The organism is Cupriavidus oxalaticus (assembly GCF_004768545.1).
Lineage (GTDB): Bacteria > Pseudomonadota > Gammaproteobacteria > Burkholderiales > Burkholderiaceae > Cupriavidus > Cupriavidus oxalaticus_A.
The window spans coordinates 3396980-3420080 of the sequence record NZ_CP038635.1 but is presented as its reverse complement, the minus strand read 5'-3'; the positions used below and the strand labels follow the sequence as shown (position 1 = coordinate 3420080).

Annotated in this window: 24 protein-coding genes; 23 read left to right on the top strand and 1 reads right to left on the bottom strand. The window is 63.9% G+C overall.

All coding sequences use genetic code 11. The annotated features are described in order from the left end of the window. The first annotated feature begins 47 nt into the window (after positions 1–47). The 7 genes from rpoC to rpsJ all read left to right on the top strand — a co-directional run bounded on the left by rpoC (position 48) and on the right by rpsJ (position 11625). Positions 48–4295, top strand: a complete 4248-nt coding sequence (rpoC, locus tag E0W60_RS26645; RefSeq protein ID WP_135706078.1) for a DNA-directed RNA polymerase subunit beta' — start codon at positions 48–50, stop codon at positions 4293–4295. A gap of 186 nt (positions 4296–4481) precedes the next feature. Further along, positions 4482–6329, top strand: a complete 1848-nt coding sequence (gene recQ, locus E0W60_RS26640; protein ID WP_135706077.1) for a DNA helicase RecQ — start codon at positions 4482–4484, stop codon at positions 6327–6329. Positions 6330–6666: 337 nt separating this feature from the next. Further along, positions 6667–7044, top strand: a complete 378-nt coding sequence (gene rpsL, locus E0W60_RS26635) for a 30S ribosomal protein S12 (protein WP_010810460.1) — start codon at positions 6667–6669, stop codon at positions 7042–7044. A gap of 228 nt (positions 7045–7272) precedes the next feature. After that, on the top strand, positions 7273–7743 hold the full coding sequence (gene rpsG, locus E0W60_RS26630; protein WP_010810459.1) for a 30S ribosomal protein S7: 471 nt from the start codon (positions 7273–7275) through the stop codon (positions 7741–7743). Positions 7744–7860: 117 nt separating this feature from the next. Then, positions 7861–9969 carry an elongation factor G gene (gene fusA, locus E0W60_RS26625; protein ID WP_029049804.1) on the top strand — a complete coding sequence of 703 codons (2109 nt, stop codon included), beginning with the start codon at positions 7861–7863 and terminating at the stop codon, positions 9967–9969. 78 nt (positions 9970–10047) lie between these two features. Beyond that, positions 10048–11238 carry an elongation factor Tu gene (tuf, locus tag E0W60_RS26620; protein ID WP_133098639.1) on the top strand — a complete coding sequence of 397 codons (1191 nt, stop codon included), beginning with the start codon at positions 10048–10050 and terminating at the stop codon, positions 11236–11238. Positions 11239–11316: 78 nt separating this feature from the next. After that, positions 11317–11625, top strand: a complete 309-nt coding sequence (gene rpsJ, locus E0W60_RS26615) for a 30S ribosomal protein S10 (protein ID WP_006160488.1) — start codon at positions 11317–11319, stop codon at positions 11623–11625. 195 nt (positions 11626–11820) lie between these two features. Here rpsJ and E0W60_RS26610 read toward each other — a convergent pair whose 3' ends face one another. Continuing rightward, entirely contained in the window at positions 11821–12831 is a 1011-nt protein-coding gene (locus tag E0W60_RS26610) for an AraC family transcriptional regulator (RefSeq protein ID WP_135706076.1), read from the bottom strand. 321 nt (positions 12832–13152) lie between these two features. On the opposite strand from E0W60_RS26610, the gene E0W60_RS26605 reads away from it, so the two are divergent. The 16 genes from E0W60_RS26605 (at position 13153) to rplX (ending at position 23076) form a co-directional block, all read left to right on the top strand. Next, on the top strand, positions 13153–14382 hold the full coding sequence (locus tag E0W60_RS26605) for a dienelactone hydrolase family protein (protein WP_133093424.1): 1230 nt from the start codon (positions 13153–13155) through the stop codon (positions 14380–14382). A 92-nt stretch (positions 14383–14474) separates the two neighbouring features. Beyond that, complete coding sequence (locus tag E0W60_RS26600; protein ID WP_133093425.1) at positions 14475–15263, top strand: SDR family oxidoreductase; 789 nt, start codon at positions 14475–14477, stop codon at positions 15261–15263. A 46-nt stretch (positions 15264–15309) separates the two neighbouring features. Further along, entirely contained in the window at positions 15310–16551 is a 1242-nt protein-coding gene (locus E0W60_RS26595) for a styrene monooxygenase/indole monooxygenase family protein (RefSeq protein WP_135706075.1), read from the top strand. A 1-nt stretch (position 16552) separates the two neighbouring features. Then, positions 16553–17053, top strand: coding sequence for a flavin reductase family protein (locus E0W60_RS26590; RefSeq protein ID WP_135706074.1), 501 nt, complete (start codon positions 16553–16555; stop codon positions 17051–17053). A 289-nt stretch (positions 17054–17342) separates the two neighbouring features. Beyond that, positions 17343–17993, top strand: coding sequence for a 50S ribosomal protein L3 (rplC, locus tag E0W60_RS26585; protein WP_010812397.1), 651 nt, complete (start codon positions 17343–17345; stop codon positions 17991–17993). Between the two features lie 12 nt (positions 17994–18005). After that, positions 18006–18626 carry a 50S ribosomal protein L4 gene (rplD, locus tag E0W60_RS26580; protein WP_029047583.1) on the top strand — a complete coding sequence of 207 codons (621 nt, stop codon included), beginning with the start codon at positions 18006–18008 and terminating at the stop codon, positions 18624–18626. Next, positions 18623–18937 carry a 50S ribosomal protein L23 gene (gene rplW / locus E0W60_RS26575; RefSeq protein ID WP_006576245.1) on the top strand — a complete coding sequence of 105 codons (315 nt, stop codon included), beginning with the start codon at positions 18623–18625 and terminating at the stop codon, positions 18935–18937. Before rplD ends, rplW begins: the two co-directional genes overlap by 4 nt. Before the next feature lie 2 nt (positions 18938–18939). Then, positions 18940–19770 carry a 50S ribosomal protein L2 gene (rplB, locus tag E0W60_RS26570; RefSeq protein ID WP_029047584.1) on the top strand — a complete coding sequence of 277 codons (831 nt, stop codon included), beginning with the start codon at positions 18940–18942 and terminating at the stop codon, positions 19768–19770. Between the two features lie 22 nt (positions 19771–19792). Continuing rightward, positions 19793–20068: a 30S ribosomal protein S19 gene (gene rpsS / locus E0W60_RS26565; protein ID WP_029047585.1), complete on the top strand. Its 276-nt coding sequence runs from the start codon at positions 19793–19795 to the stop codon at positions 20066–20068. 9 nt (positions 20069–20077) lie between these two features. Beyond that, positions 20078–20407, top strand: a complete 330-nt coding sequence (gene rplV / locus E0W60_RS26560) for a 50S ribosomal protein L22 (protein WP_003271370.1) — start codon at positions 20078–20080, stop codon at positions 20405–20407. Between the two features lie 9 nt (positions 20408–20416). Then, positions 20417–21214: a 30S ribosomal protein S3 gene (gene rpsC / locus E0W60_RS26555; RefSeq protein ID WP_029047586.1), complete on the top strand. Its 798-nt coding sequence runs from the start codon at positions 20417–20419 to the stop codon at positions 21212–21214. Positions 21215–21216: 2 nt separating this feature from the next. Then, positions 21217–21633, top strand: coding sequence for a 50S ribosomal protein L16 (gene rplP / locus E0W60_RS26550; RefSeq protein WP_006576240.1), 417 nt, complete (start codon positions 21217–21219; stop codon positions 21631–21633). Positions 21634–21644: 11 nt separating this feature from the next. Continuing rightward, complete coding sequence (gene rpmC / locus E0W60_RS26545) at positions 21645–21839, top strand: 50S ribosomal protein L29 (RefSeq protein ID WP_008642937.1); 195 nt, start codon at positions 21645–21647, stop codon at positions 21837–21839. Continuing rightward, positions 21836–22114: a 30S ribosomal protein S17 gene (rpsQ, locus tag E0W60_RS26540; protein WP_010812389.1), complete on the top strand. Its 279-nt coding sequence runs from the start codon at positions 21836–21838 to the stop codon at positions 22112–22114. The genes rpmC and rpsQ overlap by 4 nt, the downstream gene beginning before the upstream one ends. A gap of 275 nt (positions 22115–22389) precedes the next feature. After that, on the top strand, positions 22390–22758 hold the full coding sequence (rplN, locus tag E0W60_RS26535; RefSeq protein WP_010812388.1) for a 50S ribosomal protein L14: 369 nt from the start codon (positions 22390–22392) through the stop codon (positions 22756–22758). A 9-nt stretch (positions 22759–22767) separates the two neighbouring features. Continuing rightward, complete coding sequence (gene rplX / locus E0W60_RS26530; RefSeq protein ID WP_010812387.1) at positions 22768–23076, top strand: 50S ribosomal protein L24; 309 nt, start codon at positions 22768–22770, stop codon at positions 23074–23076. Positions 23077–23101 lie beyond the last annotated feature (25 nt).

Sequence of the window (23101 nt, the reverse complement as noted above, 5' to 3'; positions counted from 1 at the left end):
CGCGGCACCGGACAGACTCCGGAGCGGCGGCGAAACAAGGAGTTGCAATGAAAGCATTGCTCGATCTCTTTAAGCAGGTACAGCAGGAAGAGCAGTTCGACGCGATCAAGATCGGCCTGGCCTCGCCCGAGAAGATCCGTTCGTGGTCGTACGGCGAAGTGAAGAAGCCGGAAACGATCAACTACCGTACGTTCAAGCCGGAACGCGACGGCTTGTTCTGCGCCAAGATCTTTGGCCCGATCAAGGACTACGAGTGCCTGTGCGGCAAGTACAAGCGCCTGAAGCACCGCGGCGTGATCTGCGAGAAGTGCGGCGTTGAAGTGACGCTGGCCAAGGTGCGCCGCGAGCGCATGGGCCACATCGAACTGGCCGCGCCGACCGCGCACATCTGGTTCCTGAAGTCGCTGCCGTCGCGCCTGGGCATGGTCCTGGACATGACGCTGCGCGACATCGAGCGCGTACTGTACTTCGAAGCATTCGTGGTGCTCGAGCCCGGCATGACCCCGCTCAAGAAGAGCCAGATCATGTCGGAAGACGACTACCTGGCGAAGTGCGACGAGTACGGCGAGGGCGAGTTCGTCGCCATGATGGGTGCCGAGGGCATCCGTGAACTGCTGCGCGGCATCGACATCGAGAAGCAGATCGAACAGATCCGCGCCGAGCTGCAGGCCACCGGTTCCGAAGCCAAGATCAAGAAATTCGCCAAGCGCCTGAAGGTGCTCGAGGCCTTCCAGCGTTCGGGCATCAAGCCCGAGTGGATGATCCTCGAAGTGCTGCCGGTGCTGCCGCCCGAGCTGCGTCCGCTGGTGCCGCTGGACGGCGGCCGCTTCGCGACCTCGGACCTGAACGACCTGTATCGCCGCGTCATCAACCGTAACAACCGCCTGAAGCGCCTGCTGGAGCTGAAGGCGCCTGAGATCATCGTGCGCAACGAAAAGCGCATGCTGCAGGAAGCGGTTGACTCGCTGCTGGACAACGGCCGTCGCGGCAAGGCGATGACCGGCGCCAACAAGCGTCCGCTGAAGTCCCTGGCCGAAATGATCAAGGGCAAGGGCGGCCGTTTCCGTCAGAACCTGCTGGGCAAGCGCGTCGACTACTCGGGCCGTTCGGTCATCGTGGTGGGCCCGACGCTCAAGCTGCACCAGTGCGGCCTGCCCAAGCTGATGGCGCTCGAGCTGTTCAAGCCCTTCATCTTCCACAAGCTGGAAACGATGGGCATCGCCACCACCATCAAGGCGGCGAAGAAGGAAGTCGAAAGCCAGACCCCGGTGGTGTGGGACATCCTCGAAGAGGTGATCCGCGAGCACCCGGTGATGCTGAACCGGGCGCCGACGCTGCACCGCCTGGGTATCCAGGCGTTCGAGCCGGTGCTGATCGAAGGCAAGGCCATCCAGCTGCACCCGCTGGTCTGCGCGGCGTTCAACGCTGACTTCGACGGTGACCAGATGGCTGTCCACGTCCCGCTGTCGCTGGAAGCGCAGATGGAAGCCCGCACCCTGATGCTGGCCTCCAACAACGTGCTGTTCCCGGCCAACGGCGACCCGTCGATCGTGCCGTCGCAAGACGTGGTGCTGGGTCTGTACTACACGACCCGCGACAAGATCAACGGCCGCGGCGAGGGCATGACCTTTGCCGACATCAGCGAAGTGATCCGCGCCTACGAGAACAAGGAAGTCGAGCTGGCTTCCCGCGTGAACGTGCGTATCACCGAGTATGAGCTTGTCGACAAGGACGCCGAAGGCGACGCCCGTTTCGCACCCAAGATCACGCTGCAGGCCACCACGGTCGGCCGCGCGATCCTGTCCGAGATCCTGCCGAAGGGCCTGCCGTTCTCGGTGCTGAACAAGCCGCTCAAGAAGAAGGAAATCTCGCGCCTGATCAACACGGCGTTCCGCAAGTGCGGCCTGCGCGAGACCGTGATCTTCGCCGACAAGCTGCTGCAGTCGGGCTTCCGCCTGGCAACCCGCGCCGGTATCTCGATCGCGATCGACGACATGCTGGTGCCGCCCGCCAAGGAGAAGATCATCGCCGAGGCCTCGGCCAAGGTGAAGGAATACGACAAGCAGTACATGTCGGGTCTGGTGACCGACCAGGAACGCTACAACAACGTCGTGGACATCTGGGGCGCCGCCGGCGACCAGGTGGGCAAGGCGATGATGGAGCAGCTCCAGCACGAAGACGTGGTCGACCGCGATGGCAAGACCGTGAAGCAAGAGTCGTTCAACTCCATCTACATGATGGCCGACTCGGGCGCACGGGGTTCCGCGGCGCAGATCCGCCAGCTGGCCGGTATGCGTGGCCTGATGGCCAAGCCGGATGGCTCGATCATTGAAACGCCGATTACGGCGAACTTCCGTGAAGGCCTGAACGTTCTGCAGTACTTCATCTCGACCCACGGTGCCCGTAAGGGTCTGGCGGATACGGCACTGAAGACCGCGAACTCGGGTTACCTGACCCGTCGTCTGGTCGACGTGACCCAGGATCTGGTCGTGGTGGAAGACGATTGCGGCACCTCCAACGGCGTGGCCATGAAGGCCCTGGTCGAAGGCGGTGAAGTGATCGAAGCCCTGCGCGACCGTATCCTCGGCCGTGTGACCGTGGCCGACGTGGTGAACCCGGAAACCCAGGAAACCGCGATCGAATCCGGCACGCTGCTGGACGAAGACCTGGTCGAGCTGATCGACAACATCGGCGTGGACGAAGTCAAGGTCCGCACCCCGCTGTCGTGCGACACGCGCTACGGCCTGTGCGCCAAGTGCTACGGCCGCGACCTCGGCCGCGGCGTGATGGTGAACTCCGGCGAAGCGGTTGGCGTGATTGCCGCCCAGTCGATCGGTGAGCCGGGCACGCAGCTGACCATGCGTACGTTCCACATCGGTGGTGCGGCATCGCGTGCGGCGGTGGCATCGAGCGTGGAAGCGAAGGCAACCGGTACCGTGCGTTTCACGGCGACCATGCGCTACGTCACCAATGCGAAGGGCGAACTGATCGTCATCTCGCGTTCGGGCGAGGCGCTGATCACCGACGACCACGGCCGCGAGCGCGAGCGCCACAAGATCCCGTACGGCGCGACGCTGCTGGTGCAGGACGGCCAGGCCATCAAGGCTGGCACGCAGCTGGCCACGTGGGATGCACTGACTCGCCCGATCGTCTCGGAATACACCGGTACGACGAAGTTCGAGAACGTCGAAGAAGGCGTGACCGTCGCCAAGCAGATGGACGAAGTGACCGGCCTGTCGACCCTGGTGGTGATCGACGCCAAGCGCCGCACGGCTGCAACCAAGGGCATCCGCCCGCAGGTGAAGCTGCTCGACGCCAACGGCCAGGAAGTGAAGATCCCGGGCACGGACCACTCCGTGACCATCGGCTTCCAGGTCGGCGCGCTGATTACCGTGAAGGACGGCCAGCAGGTGCACGTGGGTGAAGTGCTCGCACGTATCCCGACCGAATCGCAGAAGACCCGCGACATTACCGGTGGTCTGCCGCGTGTGGCCGAGCTGTTCGAAGCGCGTTCGCCGAAGGACGCCGCCGTGCTGGCGGAAGTCACGGGCACGACCTCGTTCGGCAAGGACACCAAGGGCAAGCAGCGCCTGGTCATCACTGACCTGGACGGCAATGCCCACGAGTTCTTGATCGCTAAGGAAAAGCAGGTGCTGGTGCACGACGGCCAGGTGGTGAACAAGGGCGAAATGATCGTGGAAGGTCCGGCGGACCCGCACGACATCCTGCGCCTGAAGGGCATCGAAGAGCTGGCGCACTACATCGTGGACGAAGTGCAGGACGTGTACCGTCTGCAGGGCGTGAAGATCAACGACAAGCACATCGAGGTGATCGTTCGCCAGATGCTGCGTCGTGTGCAGATCGCCGATGTGGGCGACACCAAGTTCATCCCGGGTGAACAGGTGGAGCGCTCGGAACTGCTCGACGAGAACGACCGCGTGATCGCCGAAGGCAAGCGTCCGGCAACCTACGAGAACCTGCTGCTGGGTATTACCAAGGCGTCGCTGTCGACCGACAGCTTCATCTCGGCGGCATCGTTCCAGGAAACCACGCGCGTGCTGACCGAAGCCGCGATCATGGGCAAGACCGATGACCTGCGTGGTCTGAAGGAAAACGTGATCGTGGGTCGTCTGATCCCGGCCGGTACCGGCCTGGCCTACCACCGTGCCCGCAAGGCGCGCGAGGCCTCCGAGCGCGAACGCGCCCAGGCGATCGCCGAAGAAGAGCAGTCGCTCTTCATCGAGCCGCCGCCGGTGGTGCAGGCGACGACCGAGGGTGAAGGCGACAACGCCTGATCTCGCAGTAGTGAATGCCCGCCGCAAGGCGGTCAAAAAGCCCGGCTGATCCAGCCGGGCTTTTTTTTATCCGCGCGTGGCGTGACCTTTCGTGAGAATCGTCGGAGAGTTTGCCCGCGAGGCGCGGTAGCCGGGTCCCTTAGTGGTAAGGTTACGGCTTTTCCGGCTTCAGCAATTCCGCAGTCCATGTCGCAAGCACTGGCGATCCTCAAGGATGTCTTCGGCTACCACGCCTTCCGCGGGCGCCAGGCCGAGATCATCGACCACGTTGCCGAAGGCGGCGACAGCCTGGTGCTGATGCCGACCGGCGGCGGCAAGTCGCTGTGCTACCAGATTCCGGCACTGCTGCGCCAGCGCTCAGGGCAGGGCGTCGGCATCGTGGTATCGCCGCTGATCGCGCTGATGCAGGACCAGGTCGCGGCGCTGACCGAAGCCGGCGTGCGCGCCGCGGTACTGAATTCGACGCTGACCGGTTCGGAAGCGTCCGCCGTCGAGCGCGACCTGCTCGCCGGCAGGGTGGAGATACTCTACGTCGCACCCGAGCGGCTGATGACGCCGCGCTTCCTCGACCTGCTCGAGCGTACCCGCGTCGGGCTGTTCGCCATCGACGAGGCGCATTGCGTATCGCAGTGGGGCCACGATTTCCGGCCGGAGTACATCCAGCTGTCGGTGCTGCACGAACGCTTCCCGTACGTGCCGCGCATCGCGCTGACCGCGACCGCCGACGCGCTGACGCGCAACGAGATCATCGAGCGGCTGGCGCTCGACGACGCCCGCGTTTTCATCTCCAGCTTCGACCGGCCGAATATCCGCTACCGCATCGTCGAGAAGGACAATGCGCGCCAGCAGTTGCTGGCCTTTATCAAGGCCGAGCACACCGCCGCCGACGGCACACACGACAGCGGCATCGTCTACTGCCTGTCACGCAAGAAGGTGGAAGACACCGCGGCGTGGCTGGAAGGGCAGGGCATCAACGCGCTGCCTTACCATGCCGGCATGGACCCCGGCACGCGCCAGCGCCACCAGGCACGCTTCCGCGAAGAAGAAGGGCTGGTGATGGTGGCCACCATTGCCTTCGGCATGGGGATCGACAAGCCGGACGTCCGCTTCGTCGCTCACCTTGACCTGCCCAAGAGCATGGAAGGCTACTACCAGGAGACGGGACGCGCCGGGCGCGACGGATTGCCCGCCAATGCCTGGATGGCCTACGGCCTGGGCGACGTGGTGCAGCAGAAGCGCATGATCGACGAGTCGGAGGCGGACGAGGCGTTCAAGCGCGTGTCGTCGGCCAAGCTCGATGCGCTGCTGGGTTTGTGCGAAACCGCCGGCTGCCGGCGCCAGCGCATCCTCGCGTACTTCGACGAAGCCAGCGAGCCCTGTGGCAACTGCGACACCTGCCTGGAGCCGCCGGCCACCTGGGATGGCACGCGCGAGGCGCAGATGGCGCTGTCTTGCGTGTACCGCACCGCGCAGGCAAGCCGCATCCACTTTGGTGCGACCCACCTGGTCGACGTGCTGCGCGGCAATGCCTCGGAAAAGATCAAGCAGTGGGGCCATGACAAGGTATCGACCTTCGGCATCGGCAAGGACCGATCGGTGCATGAATGGCACACGGTCTTCCGCCAGCTGATCGCCCAGGGTCTGCTGATGATCGACCATGGCGGTCACGGCGCGCTGCTGCTGGGCGAACGCGCGCGCGAGGTGCTCAGGGGCGAGCGCCAGATCATCCTGCGACGCCAGGCTGCCAAGCCGGCCAAGTCCGGCGAGCGCGCGGCGCGCGGCAACCGCATCGACCATACCGCGGACATGGACGCCGATACGCTGGCCAACTGGGAGGCGCTGCGCCGCTGGCGCACCGAGGCCGCGCGCGAGCACGGCGTGCCGGCCTACGTGATTTTCCACGACGCCACGCTGGCCGAACTGGCGCGCACGGCGCCGGACTCGCTGTCGGCGATGCAGGGCATTCCCGGGATTGGTGCATCCAAGCTGGAGCGCTACGGGCAGGGCATCCTCGACACCCTGCGCGGGGTCTAGCCGGCGCTGCTTGTCAGCCGGGTATACGGCTTGACGGTATACGATTCCCCTGCTAGAGTGCCAGATTCGAGTTTTTGGCTTTGGATTTCGCTCGCCCGTCGGATATGTGGCTTTCATGCCGCTGCCGGCAAGCCTTCCGGACCGGTTTTGATGGACCGGTGGCGGCAGATGCGGGATCCGGATGCCGGCTCGCGCTCTTTGGCATGCTGTTACCGCACAGTCCCGTCTCCAGAGCGCGTCCGCTCATCTCTCCCGCCCAAAAACTTGTAGTTGCCTCTCCATCCTGGTTCATGCCGGTGCGAGGGGCGTTTTTCGTAAAACCAAGCTGGATTGAACAATGCCAACTATCAACCAACTGGTTCGCAAGCCGCGCGTCTCTGAAGTCGTCAAGAGCAAGAGCCCGGCGCTTGAGAACTGCCCCCAGCGCCGTGGTGTGTGCACCCGCGTGTACACCACGACGCCGAAGAAGCCGAACTCGGCACTGCGTAAGGTCGCCAAGGTGCGCCTGACCAACGGTTTCGAAGTCATTTCGTACATCGGCGGTGAAGGCCACAACCTGCAGGAACACTCGGTCGTGCTGATCCGCGGCGGCCGTGTGAAGGATCTGCCGGGTGTGCGTTACCACATCGTCCGTGGCTCGCTGGACCTGCAAGGCGTGAAGGACCGCAAGCAGGCCCGTTCGAAGTACGGCGCGAAGCGTCCGAAGGCGGCCTAAGCTTAGGGTGCCTGGGTCCGAAAGACCCACAGCAGCAACAACCGATAGCCTGTGGCGCAAGTCATGGTGCTGTCACCAGGCGGCGGTACAACGGAGCGCCTTTTTGGCAACCGTGCCGTCGAGTAAGTGGTCACCCGGCGAATTTGCTGTCTATTGCATGCAAGCTAGTTGGTGGCCGGAGAGCGGAAACAACTGACCGCGCTCTCAACTGAATCTAAAGGAAAGAAGATGCCACGTCGTCGTGAAGTCCCCAAGCGGGATGTTCTGCCTGATCCGAAGTTCGGCAACGTTGAAGTTGCCAAGTTTATGAACGTGCTGATGCTGGACGGCAAGAAGTCGGTTGCCGAACGTATCGTCTATGGCGCGTTCGACCAGATCGAAAAGAAGGCAGGCAAGGCCCCCATCGAAGTGTTCTCCGTTGCCATCAACAACGTGAAGCCGGTGGTGGAAGTGAAGAGCCGTCGCGTGGGCGGCGCCAACTATCAGGTTCCGGTCGAAGTCCGTCCGTCGCGTCGTCTGGCATTGGCGATGCGTTGGCTGCGCGAGGCCGCGAAGAAACGCAGCGAGAAGTCGATGGCGCTGCGCCTGGCAGGTGAGCTGCTGGAAGCATCGGAAGGCCGTGGCGGCGCGATGAAGAAGCGCGACGAAGTGCACCGCATGGCCGAAGCCAACAAGGCGTTCTCGCACTTCCGCTTCTAAAGCGCGCGAAAACACTGTTGGTTGCCGGGCGGGCTGTGTTTTCACACATCTCGCCCGTTTGTGTTAAGGGCGCAGGTCATGAGATCTCTGCGCCTCATGGACGAATAGAGGATTAAAGTGGCTCGTAAGACTCCTATTGAGCGCTACCGTAACATCGGTATTTCGGCTCACATTGACGCGGGTAAAACCACCACGACCGAGCGGATCCTGTTCTACACCGGTGTGAACCACAAGATCGGTGAAGTGCATGATGGCGCGGCCACCATGGACTGGATGGAGCAGGAGCAGGAGCGCGGCATCACCATCACGTCTGCTGCGACCACCGCCTTCTGGAAGGGCATGGGCGGCAACTACCCCGAGCACCGCTTCAACATCATCGACACCCCGGGCCACGTGGACTTCACCATCGAGGTGGAGCGTTCCATGCGCGTGCTGGACGGCGCCTGCATGGTCTACTGCGCAGTGGGTGGCGTGCAGCCGCAGTCGGAAACCGTCTGGCGTCAGGCCAACAAGTACAAGGTGCCGCGTCTGGCGTTCGTCAACAAGATGGACCGTACCGGCGCGAACTTCTTCAAGGTCTACGACCAGCTGAAGACCCGCCTGAAGGCCAACCCGGTGCCCGTCGTGGTACCGATCGGCGCTGAAGACGGCTTCCAGGGCGTCGTCGATCTGCTGGAAATGAAGGCGATCGTTTGGGACGAAGCCAGCCAGGGCGTGAAGTTCGAATACCAGGACATCCCGGCCGAGCTGCAAGCCACCGCTGACGAATGGCGCGAGAAGATGGTCGAATCCGCCGCCGAAGCCAGCGAAGAGCTGATGGAAAAGTACCTGGGCGGCGAAGAGCTGACCCGCGCCGAGATCGTCAAGGCGCTGCGTGACCGTACCATCGCCTGCGAAATCCAGCCGATGCTGTGCGGCACCGCGTTCAAGAACAAGGGCGTGCAGCGCATGCTCGACGCCGTGATCGACTTCCTGCCGTCGCCGGTCGACATTCCGCCGGTTACGGGCACGGACGAGGACGACAGCGAGAAGAAGCTCGAGCGCAAGGCTGACGACAACGAAAAGTTCTCGGCACTGGCGTTCAAGATCATGACCGACCCGTTCGTTGGCCAGCTGATCTTCTTCCGCGTCTACTCGGGCAAGATCAATTCGGGCGACACCGTGTACAACCCGGTCAAGAGCAAGAAGGAACGCCTCGGCCGTATTCTGCAGATGCATGCCAACCAGCGCGAAGAAATCAAGGAAGTGCTGGCCGGCGACATCGCCGCTGCAGTGGGTCTGAAGGACGCCACCACGGGCGACACGCTGTGCGATCCGGCTGCACCGATCGTGCTCGAGCGCATGGTGTTCCCGGAGCCGGTGATCTCGCAGGCCGTCGAGCCGAAGACCAAGGCTGACCAGGAAAAGATGGGCATCGCCCTGAACCGCCTGGCCGCCGAAGATCCGTCGTTCCGCGTGCGTACCGATGAAGAATCGGGCCAGACCATCATTTCGGGCATGGGCGAGCTCCACCTCGAAATTCTGGTCGACCGCATGAAGCGCGAATTCGGCGTGGAAGCCAACATCGGCGCGCCGCAGGTGGCCTACCGCGAAACCATTCGCAAGACGGCCGAAGGCGTCGAGGGCAAGTTCGTCAAGCAGTCGGGCGGCCGCGGCCAGTACGGTCACGCCGTGATCACGCTGGAACCGCAAGAGCCGGGCAAGGGCTTCGAGTTCATCGACGCCATCAAGGGCGGTGTGATTCCTCGTGAATACATCCCGGCGGTCGAGAAGGGTATCGTCGACACGCTGCCGAACGGTATCCTGGCTGGCTTCCCGGTGGTGGACGTGAAGGTGACGCTGACGTTCGGTTCGTACCACGACGTGGACTCGAACGAAAACGCGTTCCGCATGGCCGGCTCGATGGCTTTCAAGGAAGCCATGCGCAAGGCCAGCCCGGTCCTGCTCGAGCCGATGATGGCCGTGGAAGTGGAAACGCCGGAAGACTACACGGGTACCGTGATGGGCGACCTGTCGTCCCGCCGCGGCATCGTGCAGGGCATGGACGACATGGTGGGTGGCGGCAAGATCATCAAGGCCGAAGTCCCGCTGTCGGAAATGTTTGGTTATTCCACGTCGCTGCGCTCGGCCACGCAAGGCCGCGCCACGTACACCATGGAATTCAAGCACTACGCTGAGGCACCGAAGAACATCGCCGAAGCCGTGATGACGGCCAAGGGCAAGTAATTCGAAGTTTGCCGCCGCGCCTGCCGGTGCGGCGGCGCGATGAAACAACAAGACTGCATTCCTATCAGGAGCTAAGAAATGGCAAAGGAAAAGTTCGAGCGGACCAAGCCGCACGTGAACGTTGGTACGATTGGTCACGTTGACCATGGCAAGACCACGCTGACCGCAGCGATCGCCACGGTGCTGGCTGCCAAGTTCGGCGGTGCCGCCAAGAAGTACGACGAAATCGACGCAGCGCCGGAAGAGAAGGCACGCGGTATTACCATCAATACCGCCCACGTCGAGTACGAGACGGCCAACCGCCACTACGCGCACGTTGACTGCCCGGGCCACGCCGACTACGTGAAGAACATGATCACGGGTGCCGCCCAGATGGACGGCGCGATCCTGGTGTGCTCGGCCGCTGACGGCCCGATGCCGCAGACGCGCGAGCACATCCTGCTGGCCCGTCAGGTTGGCGTGCCGTACATCATCGTGTTCCTGAACAAGTGCGACATGGTGGACGACGCTGAACTGCTCGAGCTGGTCGAGATGGAAGTTCGCGAGCTGCTGAGCAAGTACGAGTTCCCCGGCGACGACACCCCGATCATCAAGGGTTCGGCCAAGCTGGCCCTGGAAGGCGACAAGGGCGACCTGGGCGAAGAAGCCATCATGCGCCTGGCCGACGCGCTGGACACCTACATCCCGACGCCGGAGCGTGCCGTTGACGGTACCTTCCTGATGCCGGTGGAAGACGTGTTCTCGATCTCGGGTCGCGGCACCGTGGTGACCGGCCGTATCGAGCGCGGCATCATCAAGGTCGGCGAAGAAATCGAAATCGTCGGTATCCGCCCGACCGTGAAGACCACCTGCACCGGCGTGGAAATGTTCCGCAAGCTGCTGGACCAGGGCCAGGCTGGCGACAACGTCGGTCTGCTGCTGCGCGGCACCAAGCGTGAAGACGTCGAGCGCGGCCAGGTGCTGTGCAAGCCGGGTTCGATCAAGCCGCACACGCACTTCACCGGCGAGGTGTACATCCTGTCGAAGGACGAAGGCGGCCGTCACACCCCGTTCTTCAACAACTACCGCCCGCAGTTCTACTTCCGTACGACCGACGTGACCGGCTCGATCGAGCTGCCGAAGGACAAGGAAATGGTCATGCCGGGTGACAACGTGTCGATCACCGTCAAGCTGATCGCCCCGATCGCCATGGAAGAAGGCCTGCGCTTCGCTATCCGCGAAGGTGGCCGTACCGTCGGCGCCGGCGTCGTGGCAAAGATCCTCGACTAAGCACTTCCTGGGACATGCCTGCGGGCATGTCCCCATTTAACTGGGCACCTTGCCCAATCGCTCTTTTAAGGAAATATCATGCAGAACCAGAAGATCCGTATCCGCCTGAAGGCTTTCGACTATCGCCTGATCGACCAGTCGGCTGCCGAAATCGTGGATACCGCCAAGCGTACCGGCGCAATCGTCAAGGGCCCGGTGCCCCTGCCGACCCGCATCCAGCGCTTCGACATCCTGCGTTCGCCGCACGTCAACAAGACCAGCCGCGATCAGTTCGAGATCCGCACTCACCAGCGCCTGATGGACATCGTCGATCCGACCGACAAGACGGTTGACGCGCTGATGAAGCTCGACCTGCCGGCCGGCGTGGACGTCGAGATCAAGGTGTAAAGATGCTTTGGGCCGCGTTGGTGGCCTGATGCAGCAAAAACGGCGAACCGCAGGGTTCGCCGTTTTTGTTGGCTGACAAGTTTGAATCGCCGATTGTTTGCTCCCCTCTCCCACTTCGCGGGAGAGGGGAGCCTCTACCAGGGGCGTTGGCTTGCGTTCAGCGCGTGGTGCACGTATGCCGGTACAGATCGGACGTCAACCCGCCCCACGCCGCCGCAGCGTCTGCGCCGGACATTCACCGAATGCCCGCCGATATTCGGCGCTGAAGCGCCCCAGATGCGCAAAACCCCAGCGCAATGCCGCGGCGCTGACCGATGCCACCGATGCATCGTTCAGCAGGTCGTGCCGCACCCGCTCAAGCCGCACGGTGCGCAGGTAGGCCATCGGCCCAGTACCGCGATGCTCGCGAAAGCCGGCAAACAGGCTGCGCACACTGACGCCGGCCACCTCCGCCAGCAAGGCCGGGTTCAACGCCGCATCAGCGTTGGCATGAATGTACTCCTCCACCACCTTGACATGGCGCGGCGCCAGCGGCTTGCCGTGCTCGCGCAGCGCGTCCGACAGGCTGTGCGGCTGTGCGGTCAGCAGCGTACCGATCACCAGTTGCTCGAGCTGGCAGGCGGTGAGGGGATGCCGGGCCGATTCCGGGGCCGTCTCGAGCATCGCGGCGAGGTAGCGCATCAGCTCGTACCAGGCGCCGGTGCGCCACGCCATGCCGAGCGCAAAGCGCAGCGCGCGCTCGGGACGCCGGCCCAGGTGGGCGGCGCAGATCCGGTCGAGCGCACTGCGCTCGATGCGCACGATCAGCTGGTCGCTGTCCGCGCTCCAGCGCATCGCGAGCGCGTCGGCCGGCGTCAGCACCGAGGCGCTGTCCGGCGTGGACAGGATGTGCTGGTCGCCACAGCGGATATCGGCCTGGCCCGACAGCGGCATCTGCACCAGCAGGAAGTCGCCCAGCGGACCGGGATCGATGGTGACGTCGGCGCCGTACGCCAACCGGTTGAACGACACCGCGCCCAGCGGGGCATGGTGCATGCGCGCCTGCAGCCGGGTACCACGCACTTCCAGCCGATGCGGTTTGAACACGCGGCCGACGGCGGCGCGCGTCTCGGCTACGTCGGTCGAGGCAAACACGCACCGCGCGGGGTCGCCGAGCAGGGCGCGCACCAACGGTCCGGCGGCCGTGGCGGCGGGGGGCAGCTGCATTGTCTCGCTCCTCTGGCGTGGACCGCGGTGCTGCCGGGCAGGCTGGGCCTGGCGCCGTGCGCGCCGCATGGTCAGGGACCGGGCCGGCGGTCGAAGTCCGCCCGGCAAACGGTTTCCCACGCGATCCACTATAGCGGATGGGCCCCGGCCGCCGTGTGCCGCCGGCGCCACAGCGTTGACCGGGTCGGCAGTTTCCTGCACTAATCGGATAGCCGCTGCGCCCAGCGGCTAGTTTGCTGCGGTGCGGAGCCACCATGATGGATTCCAGCACGGCAGCCGCCCACAGGTACCGTAAAGCGAAAACGACAAGGAGAGCAGGCCATGGGCCAGACCATCCAGATCCAGACCCCAGAAGGCAGTTTCAGCGGTTATCTCGCCGTCCCGGCGGCAGGCAAGGGCCCGGGCATCGTGCTGTGCCAGGAGATTTTCGGCGTCAACGCCACCATGCGCCAGGTTGCCGACTACTACGCCGAAGAGGGCTACACGGTGCTGGTGCCCGACCTGTTCTGGCGCATCGCCCCGGGCATCGAGCTGATTGATCGCGGCGAAGACTTCCAGCGCGCGCTCGGCCTGTACCAGCAGTTCGACGAGGCCAGGGGCGTGCAGGATGTGGGCGCGGCCCTGGACGCGCTGCGCGCCCGCCCGGAATGCGCCGGCCAGACCGGCGTGCTGGGCTTCTGCCTGGGCGGCAAGCTGGCCTACCTGGCGGCTTGCCGGCTGCCGGACGTGGCTTGCGCAGTGGCCTACTATGGCGTCGGCATCGAGCATGCGCTGGCCGAGGCCGCCAATGTGCGCGGCCGCCTGGTGCTGCATATCGCGGAGAAGGACGGCTTCTGCCCGCCGAAGGCACAGGCCGCGATCCGCGAAGCGCTGGCCGGGCGCGACCACATCGAGGTCTATGTCTACCCGGGCGTCGACCATGCCTTCGCGCGCGTGGGCGGCGAGCATTTCGACAAGCCCTCCGCGCTGATGGCGCACCAGCGCGCGATTGCCGCGCTGCGCCGCGAGATGGGGCCGCACTACGATTTCTCCACGCTGTGGGACAAGCACTGCGAATATGAATTCGCCACGCGCGACGTGGATGCCACCATGGCGACGATGGTGCCGCAGCCCTACGTGAACCATATCCCGACCATGACCGGCGGCGTCGGCTACGCGCAGCTGCGGCGCTTCTACCAGAACCACTTTGTCCACAGCAATCCACCGGATACCACGCTGATTCCGCTGTCGCGAACGATCGGCACCACGCAGATCGTCGACGAACTGCTGTTCTGCTTCACGCATACCTGCGAGATCGACTGGATGCTGCCGGGCGTGCCGCCCACCGGCAAGCGCGTGGAGATCCCGCTGGTCGCCATCGTCAAGTTCCGCGGCGACAAGCTCTATCACGAGCATATCTACTGGGACCAGGCCAGCGTGCTGGTGCAGATCGGCAAGCTCGACCCGGCGGGTCTGCCGGTGGCGGGCGTGGAGACCGCGCGCAAGCTGCTGGATGAAACCTTGCCGTCGAACACGCTGATGGCGCGCTGGCAGGAGAGCGAGGGTAAGTAGCGAGCGCAAGTAGCGAGCACAACAACGATCCGGAGCGGGCCCGCAGAGGCCTGCCCGGAACACGGACACGGATGGCAAACAAGGAGACAACCATGAAGGGATTGCAGGACAAGGTGGCCATCGTCACCGGCGGCGCCACTCTGATCGGCGCTGGCGTGGCGCGGGCCTTCGTCGAGGCTGGTGCGCGCGTGGCGATCTTTGATATCGACGCCGCCAACGGTGAGCGCGTTGCCGCGGAGCTGGGCAAGGACGCGCTTTTTATCGCGGCCGATATCACGCAGGACGAACAGGTCCGCGATGCCGTGGGCCAGGTCGCGCAGCGCTTCGGCGGCGTGGACTTCCTGGTCAACCTGGCCTGCACCTATCTCGACGACGGCTTCCGCTCCAGCCGTGCCGACTGGCTGGCGGCGCTCGACGTCAACGTCGTGTCCGGCGTGATGCTGGCGCAGGCGGTGGCGCCGCTGATGCGCGCGCGCGGCGGTGGCGCCATCGTCAATTTCACCAGCATCTCGGCCAATGTCGCGCAGACCGGGCGCTGGCTATATCCGGTATCCAAGGCGGCCATCGCGCAGCTGACGCGCAATATGGCGATGGATCTGGCGCCCGACCGCATCCGCGTGAATTCGGTGTCGCCGGGCTGGACATGGTGCCGGCTGATGGACGAGGTCAGCGGCGGCAACCGCGCCCGTACCGATGCCGTCGCCGCGCCATTCCACCTGCTGGGCCGCGTGGGCGAGCCCGACGAGGTCGCGCAGGTGGTGCTGTTCCTGTGCTCTGACCATGCCAGCTTCGTCACCGGCGCGGATTACGCCGTCGACGGTGGCTACAGTGCGATGGGCCCGGAGCAGAACGTCCCGGCAATCGGCAAGCTGGCCGGCTGACGCCATCGCCGCACACGCCATCCCCATCCAATCAGGAGACCACATCATGCGCCAACGCATCGCCATCGTAGGGGCCGGGCAATCCGGCCTGCAAATGGCCCTCGGGCTGCAGGCGGCCGGCTACCAGGTCACGCTGCTGTCCAATCGCACGCCGGAGCAAGTCCGCACCGGCAAGGTCATGTCGAGCCAGTGCATGTTCGACCGCGCCTTGCAGACCGAGCGCGACCTCGGCCTCAACTGGTGGGACGAAAACTGCCCGCCGGTCGAAGGCATCGGCCTGGCCGTGCCGCATCCCGAACTACCCGGCGCGAAAGCCATCGATTGGGCCGCGCCGCTGGACCGGCCGGCACAGGCGGTCGACCAGCGGCTGAAGATGCCGGCGTGGATGGAAGCCTTCGCCGCGCGCGGCGGCGACCTGCGCATCGTCGATGTTGGCGTGGACGAACTGGAAGCGCTGACCGGCGAGCACGACCTGGTGCTGCTGGCCGCCGGCAAGGGCGAGATCGTCAGCCGCTTCGAGCGCGACGCGCAGCGCAGCCCGTTCGACAAGCCGCAACGCGCGCTGGCGCTGACCTATGTCACCGGCATGGTACCGCGCGAGCCGTTCTCGCGGGTTTGCTTCAACCTGATCCCGGGTGTCGGCGAATACTTCGTCTTCCCCGCGCTGACGCTGTCGGGGCCGTGCGAGATCATGGTGTTCGAGGGCATCCCCGGCGGCCCGATGGATCGCTGGGCCGAGGCACGCACGCCCGACCAGCACCTCGCAGAGAGCCTGCGCATCCTGCGCACCTATGCGCCGTGGGAGGCCGAGCGCTGCGAGCGGGTGGCGCTGACCGACGACAACGGCATCCTGTCGGGCCGCTTCGCGCCGACGGTGCGCAAGCCGGTGCTGACGCTGCCTTCGGGCCGGCTGGTATTCGGCATGGCCGATGCCGTGGTGGTCAACGACCCGATCACCGGGCAGGGTTCCAACAATGCCGCCAAATGCTGCAAGGTCTACCTCGACGCCATCCTCGCCCATGGCGAGCGGCCGTTCGACCGTGACTGGATGGAGCAGACCTTCGCCCGCTACTGGCAATACGCCGGCGATGTCGTGGCCTGGACCAACTCGCTGCTGACCCCGCCGCCGCCGCATATCCTGGCGCTGCTGGGCGCGGCAGGGCAGGCGCCCGCGCTGGCGGCGCGCATCGCCAACGGCTTCGACAATCCACCGGACTATTTCCCGTGGTGGATGGACGAGCAGGCTTGCCACCAGCTGATCGACCACCACCTGCCGCAGGCTGCCTGACATGGACACCACCAATCATGCCGCGCCCCTGCTCGATCCGCGCGAGTTGCGGCGGGTTTGCGGCCGCTACGCGACCGGCGTGGCGGTCATCGGTGCCTGTACCGCGCAGCTACGGCCGGTCGGCATCACCGTCAACTCGTTCGCGTCGCTGTCGCTGGCGCCGCCGCTGATCCTGTGGAGCCTGGCGTCGCACTCGCCCAACGCCGGGTTGTTCGAGCCAGGCCGGCCGTTCGGTGTCAGCATCCTGCGCGCCGGGCACGGCGACCTGGCGCGCCGCTTCGCGGCGCCGGCTGTAGACAAGTTCGCCGGCGTGCGCCATACGCGCTGCGCCCAGGGCGTGCCTTACCTTGACGAGGCGCTCGCCACGCTCGCGTGCCGCGTCGAGCGTGCCGATCCCGTGGGCGATCACCTGCTGATCGTCGGCGCGGTGGAGTCCATCTCGGCGGAAGAAGGCGAGCCGCTGGTCTTCTATAGTGGCGGCTTCGTGCGCGTCGCCGCCTGAGCCGCATGCCGGCGAGCGGCGTCTGCTGCCCGCCGCGCCGCCTTCGTGCCAGCTTTTGTGCACATCTGCTTGAATCCTGCCTACAACACCCATCGGCAAATCACAATTGCTTATTGCCCTTTCCTCGGGGAAGGGTTATAGTGTAAGGCTACCCGTGTCTCCGGGTAGTGGGTTGGCCGTTTTGGCCAGGCGCAGTCCTCTTTAGCGCAGCCCATCCGCGCACAAGCGCAAACACAGTTTTCGTGTATCAATCAGCCCCGGCCAATCGCAGCTGGGAATGGAGCAAACCATGAGCCTTGGCCTTGTAGGTCGCAAGGTTGGCATGACCCGTATTTTCACGGACGACGGTGAAGCGATTCCCGTGACCGTGGTCGAGGTCGGCGACAACCGCGTGACGCAAATCAAGACGGACGAGACCGACGGTTATACCGCGGTTCAAGTCACCTTCGGCGCACGACGCGCAAGCCGCGTCACCAAGCCGCTGGCGGGTCACCTCGCCAAAGCCGGCGTGGAAGCCGGCGAAATCATCCGCGAATTCCGTATCGATGCAGCCAAGGCTGCCGAACTGCAAGCTGGCGGTTCGCTGTCGGTCGACCTGTTCGAAGTCGGTCAGAAGATCGACGTGCAGGGCGTGACCATCGGTAAGGGCTACGCCGGTACCATCAAGCGCTATCACTTCGCCTCCGGCCGTGCCACCCACGGTAACTCGCGCTCGCACAACGTGCCGGGCTCGATCGGTATGGCGCAGGATCCGGGCCGCGTGTTCCCGGGCAAGCGCATGACCGGTCACCTGGGCGATGTCACCCGCACCGTGCAGAACCTGGAGATCGCCAAGATCGACGCAGAGCGCAAGCTGCTGCTGGTCAAGGGCGCCATCCCTGGCTCCAAGAACGGCAAGGTCATCGTTACCCCGGCCGTCAAGGCCAAAGCCAAAGCTTAAGGAGCGCATGTAATGGAACTCAAGCTCCTCCAGGACAATGGCCAGATCGGCGCGGGCGTTGCCGCTTCGCCCGAAGTGTTCGGCCGTGACTACAACGAAGCCCTCGTTCACCAGATCGTCGTCGCTTACCAGGCCAACGCGCGCAGCGGTAACCGCAAGCAGAAGGATCGTGAAGAGGTCAAGCACACGACCAAGAAGCCGTGGCGCCAGAAGGGTACGGGCCGTGCTCGTGCCGGTATGTCTTCCTCGCCGCTGTGGCGCGGGGGCGGCCGTATCTTCCCGAATTCGCCGGAAGAGAACTTCAGCCAGAAGGTCAACAAGAAGATGTTCCGTGCCGGCATGCGCTCGATTTACTCGCAGCTCGCACGTGAAGGTCGTATCAATGTGGTGGACGGTTTCACCGTCGACGCGCCCAAGACCAAGCTCTTGGCCGACAAGTTCAAGGCCATGGGCCTGGACTCGGTGCTGATCATCACCGACAGCCTCGACGAAAACCTCTACCTGGCTTCGCGCAACCTGCCGCACGTGGCAGTTGTCGAGCCGCGCCAGGCTGATCCGCTGTCGCTCGTGCACTACAAGAAGGTGCTGGTGACCAAGGCAGCCGTCGCGCAGATCGAGGAGTTGCTGAAATGACGCAAGTAGCCAAGAACGATCATCGTTTGATGCAGGTGCTGCTCGCGCCGGTGGTTTCCGAAAAGGCAACCCTGGTCGCCGACAAGAATGAACAAGTCGTGTTCGAAGTGGCCCGCGATGCCAACAAGGCAGAAGTGAAGGCCGCCGTCGAACTGCTGTTCAAGGTCGAGGTGCAGTCCGTTCAGATCCTGAACCAGAAGGGCAAGCAGAAGCGCTTCGGCCGTTTCATGGGCCGTCGCAACCACGTGAAGAAAGCTTACGTGTCGCTGAAGCCGGGTCAGGAAATCAATTTTGAAGCGGAGGCCAAGTAATCATGGCACTCGTCAAGACCAAGCCGACTTCCCCGGGTCGTCGCTCGATGGTGAAGGTCGTCAACAAGGACCTTCACAAGGGCGCCCCGCACGCTCCGCTGCTGGAAAAGCAATTCCAGAAGTCGGGTCGTAACAACAATGGTCATATCACCACCCGCCACAAGGGCGGTGGTCATAAGCACCACTACCGCGTGGTCGACTTCAAGCGCAACGACAAGGACGGCATCCCCGCCAAGGTCGAGCGCCTGGAATACGATCCGAACCGCAGCGCCAACATCGCGCTGGTCGTGTTCGCCGACGGCGAGCGCCGCTACATCATCGCCACCAAGGGCATGGTTGCCGGCCAATCGCTGCTGAATGGCTCGGAAGCGCCGATCAAGGCTGGTAACAACCTGCCGATCCGCAACATTCCGGTCGGTACCACGATCAACAACGTGGAAATGCTGCCGGGCAAGGGCGCCCAGATCGCCCGCGCTGCAGGCGGCTCCGCCGTGCTGCTGGCCCGTGAAGGCCTGTACGCCCAGGTTCGCCTGCGCTCCGGCGAAGTGCGCCGCGTGCACATCGAGTGCCGCGCCACCGTCGGTGAAGTTGGCAACGAAGAGCACAGCCTGCGCGTCATCGGCAAGGCCGGTGCGACCCGTTGGCGCGGTATCCGCCCGACGGTCCGCGGCGTTGTGATGAACCCGGTCGACCACCCGCACGGTGGTGGCGAGGGCAAGACCGCTGCTGGCCGCGATCCGGTGTCGCCGTGGGGTACCCCGACCAAGGGCTACCGCACCCGCAGCAACAAGCGCACGGACAGCATGATCGTCCAGAAGCGCCACAAGCGTTAATCGGTAGGTAGGAGCTAAAGATATGACTCGTTCCGCTAAAAAGGGTCCGTTCTGCGACGCCCACCTGCTGAAGAAGGTGGAAGTTGCAGTCAGCGGCAAGGACAAGAAGCCCATCAAGACTTGGTCGCGCCGCTCGACCATTCTGCCGGAGTTCATTGGCCTGACGATCGCCGTGCACAACGGCCGTCAACACGTGCCGGTGTACGTGACGGAAAACATGGTTGGCCACAAGCTCGGCGAATTTGCGATCACCCGCACGTTCAAGGGCCACGCGGCTGACAAGAAAGCGAAGAGGTAAGGTGCCATCATGGAAGTGAAAGCGATTCATCGCGGTGCCCGCATCTCCGCCCAGAAGACGCGCCTGGTCGCTGACCAGATCCGTGGTCTGCCGATCGAGCGCGCGCTCAATGTCCTGACGTTCAGCCCGAAAAAGGCTGCCGGGATTGTGAAGAAGGTGGTCGAATCGGCCATCGCCAACGCTGAGCACAACGAAGGCGCCGACATCGACGAACTCAAGGTCAAATCGATCTACGTCGACAAGGCGACCTCGCTCAAGCGCTTCACCGCACGGGCGAAGGGCCGCGGCAACCGCATCGAGAAACAAACCTGTCACATCACTGTGACGCTCGGCAACTAAGGAGTCACGATGGGACAGAAGATTCATCCGACTGGCTTCCGTCTGGCTGTCAGCCGTAACTGGGCTTCGCGCTGGTACGCCAGCAACACGAAGTTCGCCGGCATGCTGAAGGAAGACATCGAAGTTCGCGACTTCCTGAAGAAGAAGCTGAAGAACGCATCGGTTGGCCGCGTCGTCATCGAGCGCCCCGCCCGCAATGCCCGCATCACCATTTACAGCTCGCGTCCGGGCGTGGTGATCGGCAAGAAGGGTGAGGACATCGAACTGCTGAAGGCCGAACTGCAGCGTCGCATGGGCGTGCCCGTGCACGTGAACATCGAGGAAATCCGCAAGCCGGAAACCGATGCTCAGCTGATCGCCGACTCGATCACCCAGCAGCTCGAGCGCCGCATCATGTTCCGCCGCGCCATGAAGCGCGCCATGCAGAACGCGATGCGCCTGGGTGCCCAGGGCATCAAGATCATGAGCGCCGGCCGTCTGAACGGTATCGAAATCGCACGTACCGAGTGGTACCGCGAAGGCCGTGTGCCCCTGCACACCCTGCGCGCCGACATCGACTACGGCTTCTCCGAAGCAGAAACCACCTACGGCATCATCGGTGTCAAGGTGTGGGTCTACAAGGGTGATCACCTCGGCCGCAATGAAGCGCCGGTGGTGGAAGAGCCGCAAGACGACCGTCGTCGTCGCCCGGGTCGTCCGGAAGGCCGCCGCCGTGAAGGCGAAGGCCGTCCGGGTGGCAACCGCCGTGGCGGTGCCGGTGCCGGTCGTCGCGCTGCGCCTGGCGCAGATGGGAAGAGTGGAGAATAACGATGCTGCAACCTAAGCGCAGAAAATACCGCAAGGAGCAGAAAGGCCGCAACACGGGTAAGGCTACCCGTGGCAACGCCGTGTCTTTCGGCGAATTCGGCCTGAAGGCCATGGGCCGTGGCCGTCTGACGGCTCGCCAGATCGAGTCGGCACGTCGTGCGATGACCCGTCACATCAAGCGTGGCGGCCGCATCTGGATCCGGATCTTCCCGGACAAGCCGATCTCGAAGAAGCCCGCTGAAGTCCGTATGGGTAACGGTAAGGGCAATCCGGAGTACTACGTGGCTGAAATCCAGCCGGGCAAGATGCTGTACGAAATGGATGGCGTGAGCGAAGAGCTGGCGCGTGAGGCGTTCCGCCTCGCAGCGGCCAAGCTGCCGATCGCCACCAATTTCGTGGTGCGCCAGGTCGGGACGTAAGGAGAGCAGGGATGAAAGCATCCGAACTTCGCGGCAAGGACGCCGCAGGCCTGAACCAGGAGCTCTCCGAGCTGCTGAAGGCCCAATTTAGCCTGCGCATGCAAAAGGCAACCCAACAGCTGCAGAACACCAGCCAGCTGAAGAAGGTTCGCAAGGACATCGCGCGCGTGCAAACCGTGCTGACTGAAAAGGCGAACGCGAAATGACTGAAGCTGCACAAACGGAAAAGTCGCTTCGCCGTACCCTGGTCGGCCGTGTCGTGAGCGACAAGATGGACAAGACCGTTACGGTCTTGGTGGAAAACCGCGTCAAGCATCCCCTGTACGGCAAGTACGTGCTGCGTTCCAAGAAGTACCACGCACACGACGAAGCCAACCAGTACAAGGAAGGCGACAAGGTCGAAATCCAGGAAGGCCGTCCGCTGTCGCGGACCAAGTCCTGGGTGGTTTCCCGGCTGGTAGAGGCTGCACGCGTCATCTAAGAACAACACGTTCTTAGCTTGACTTGCAAGTCCAGGATTATGTAGCTATAATCCTGGACTTCCGCTTTATTGCGTTCGCCTTAGCAGTACCACCCGGGCGGGCCTGTTGAGCGAGCCAGGGCCAAGCGATTCGACATCAGTCAAGTTGCCAGGCTCCTACCGACTTCAAAGTTGATCAACCCATACGGTGCTGGCGCAAGGCCGGAACCGACGGGACCAAGACTGACCGACGGGCGCTATGGCACCTGGCGGATTAAGTTGGGAAGACAAACACCATGATTCAGACAGAAAGCCGGCTCGAAGTGGCCGATAACACTGGTGCGCGCGAAGTGCTGTGCATCAAGGTGCTGGGTGGCTCCAAGCGCCGCTACGCAAGCGTTGGCGACATCATCAAGGTGACCGTCAAGGACGCAGCGCCGCGCGGTCGCGTGAAGAAGGGCGACATCTACAACGCCGTCGTCGTGCGTACCGCCAAGGGCGTGCGCCGCGCTGACGGTTCGCTGATCAAGTTCGACGGCAATGCCGCCGTCCTGCTGAACAACAAGCTCGAGCCGATCGGCACCCGTATTTTCGGGCCGGTGACTCGTGAACTCCGTACCGAGCGCTTCATGAAGATCGTGTCGCTCGCTCCGGAAGTGCTGTAAGGAGCCGACATGAACAAGATTCGCAAAGGCGATGAAGTCATCGTCCTGACCGGCAAGGACAAGGGCAAGCGCGGTACCGTGCAGGCCGTGCTCGGTGACAAGGTTGCGGTGCAGGGCGTGAACATCGCCAAGAAGCATGCGCGCCCGAACCCGATGCTGGGCACCACCGGTGGCGTGGTTGACAAGGTCATGCCGCTGCATATTTCCAACGTTGCGCTCGTGGATGCCAATGGCAAGCCGTCGCGCGTCGGCATCAAGGTGGAAGACGGCAAGCGCGTGCGCGTGCTGAAGACCACCGGCGCCGTCGTGGCAGCTTGATTCTGGGCACGTTTAGGAGTTGAGC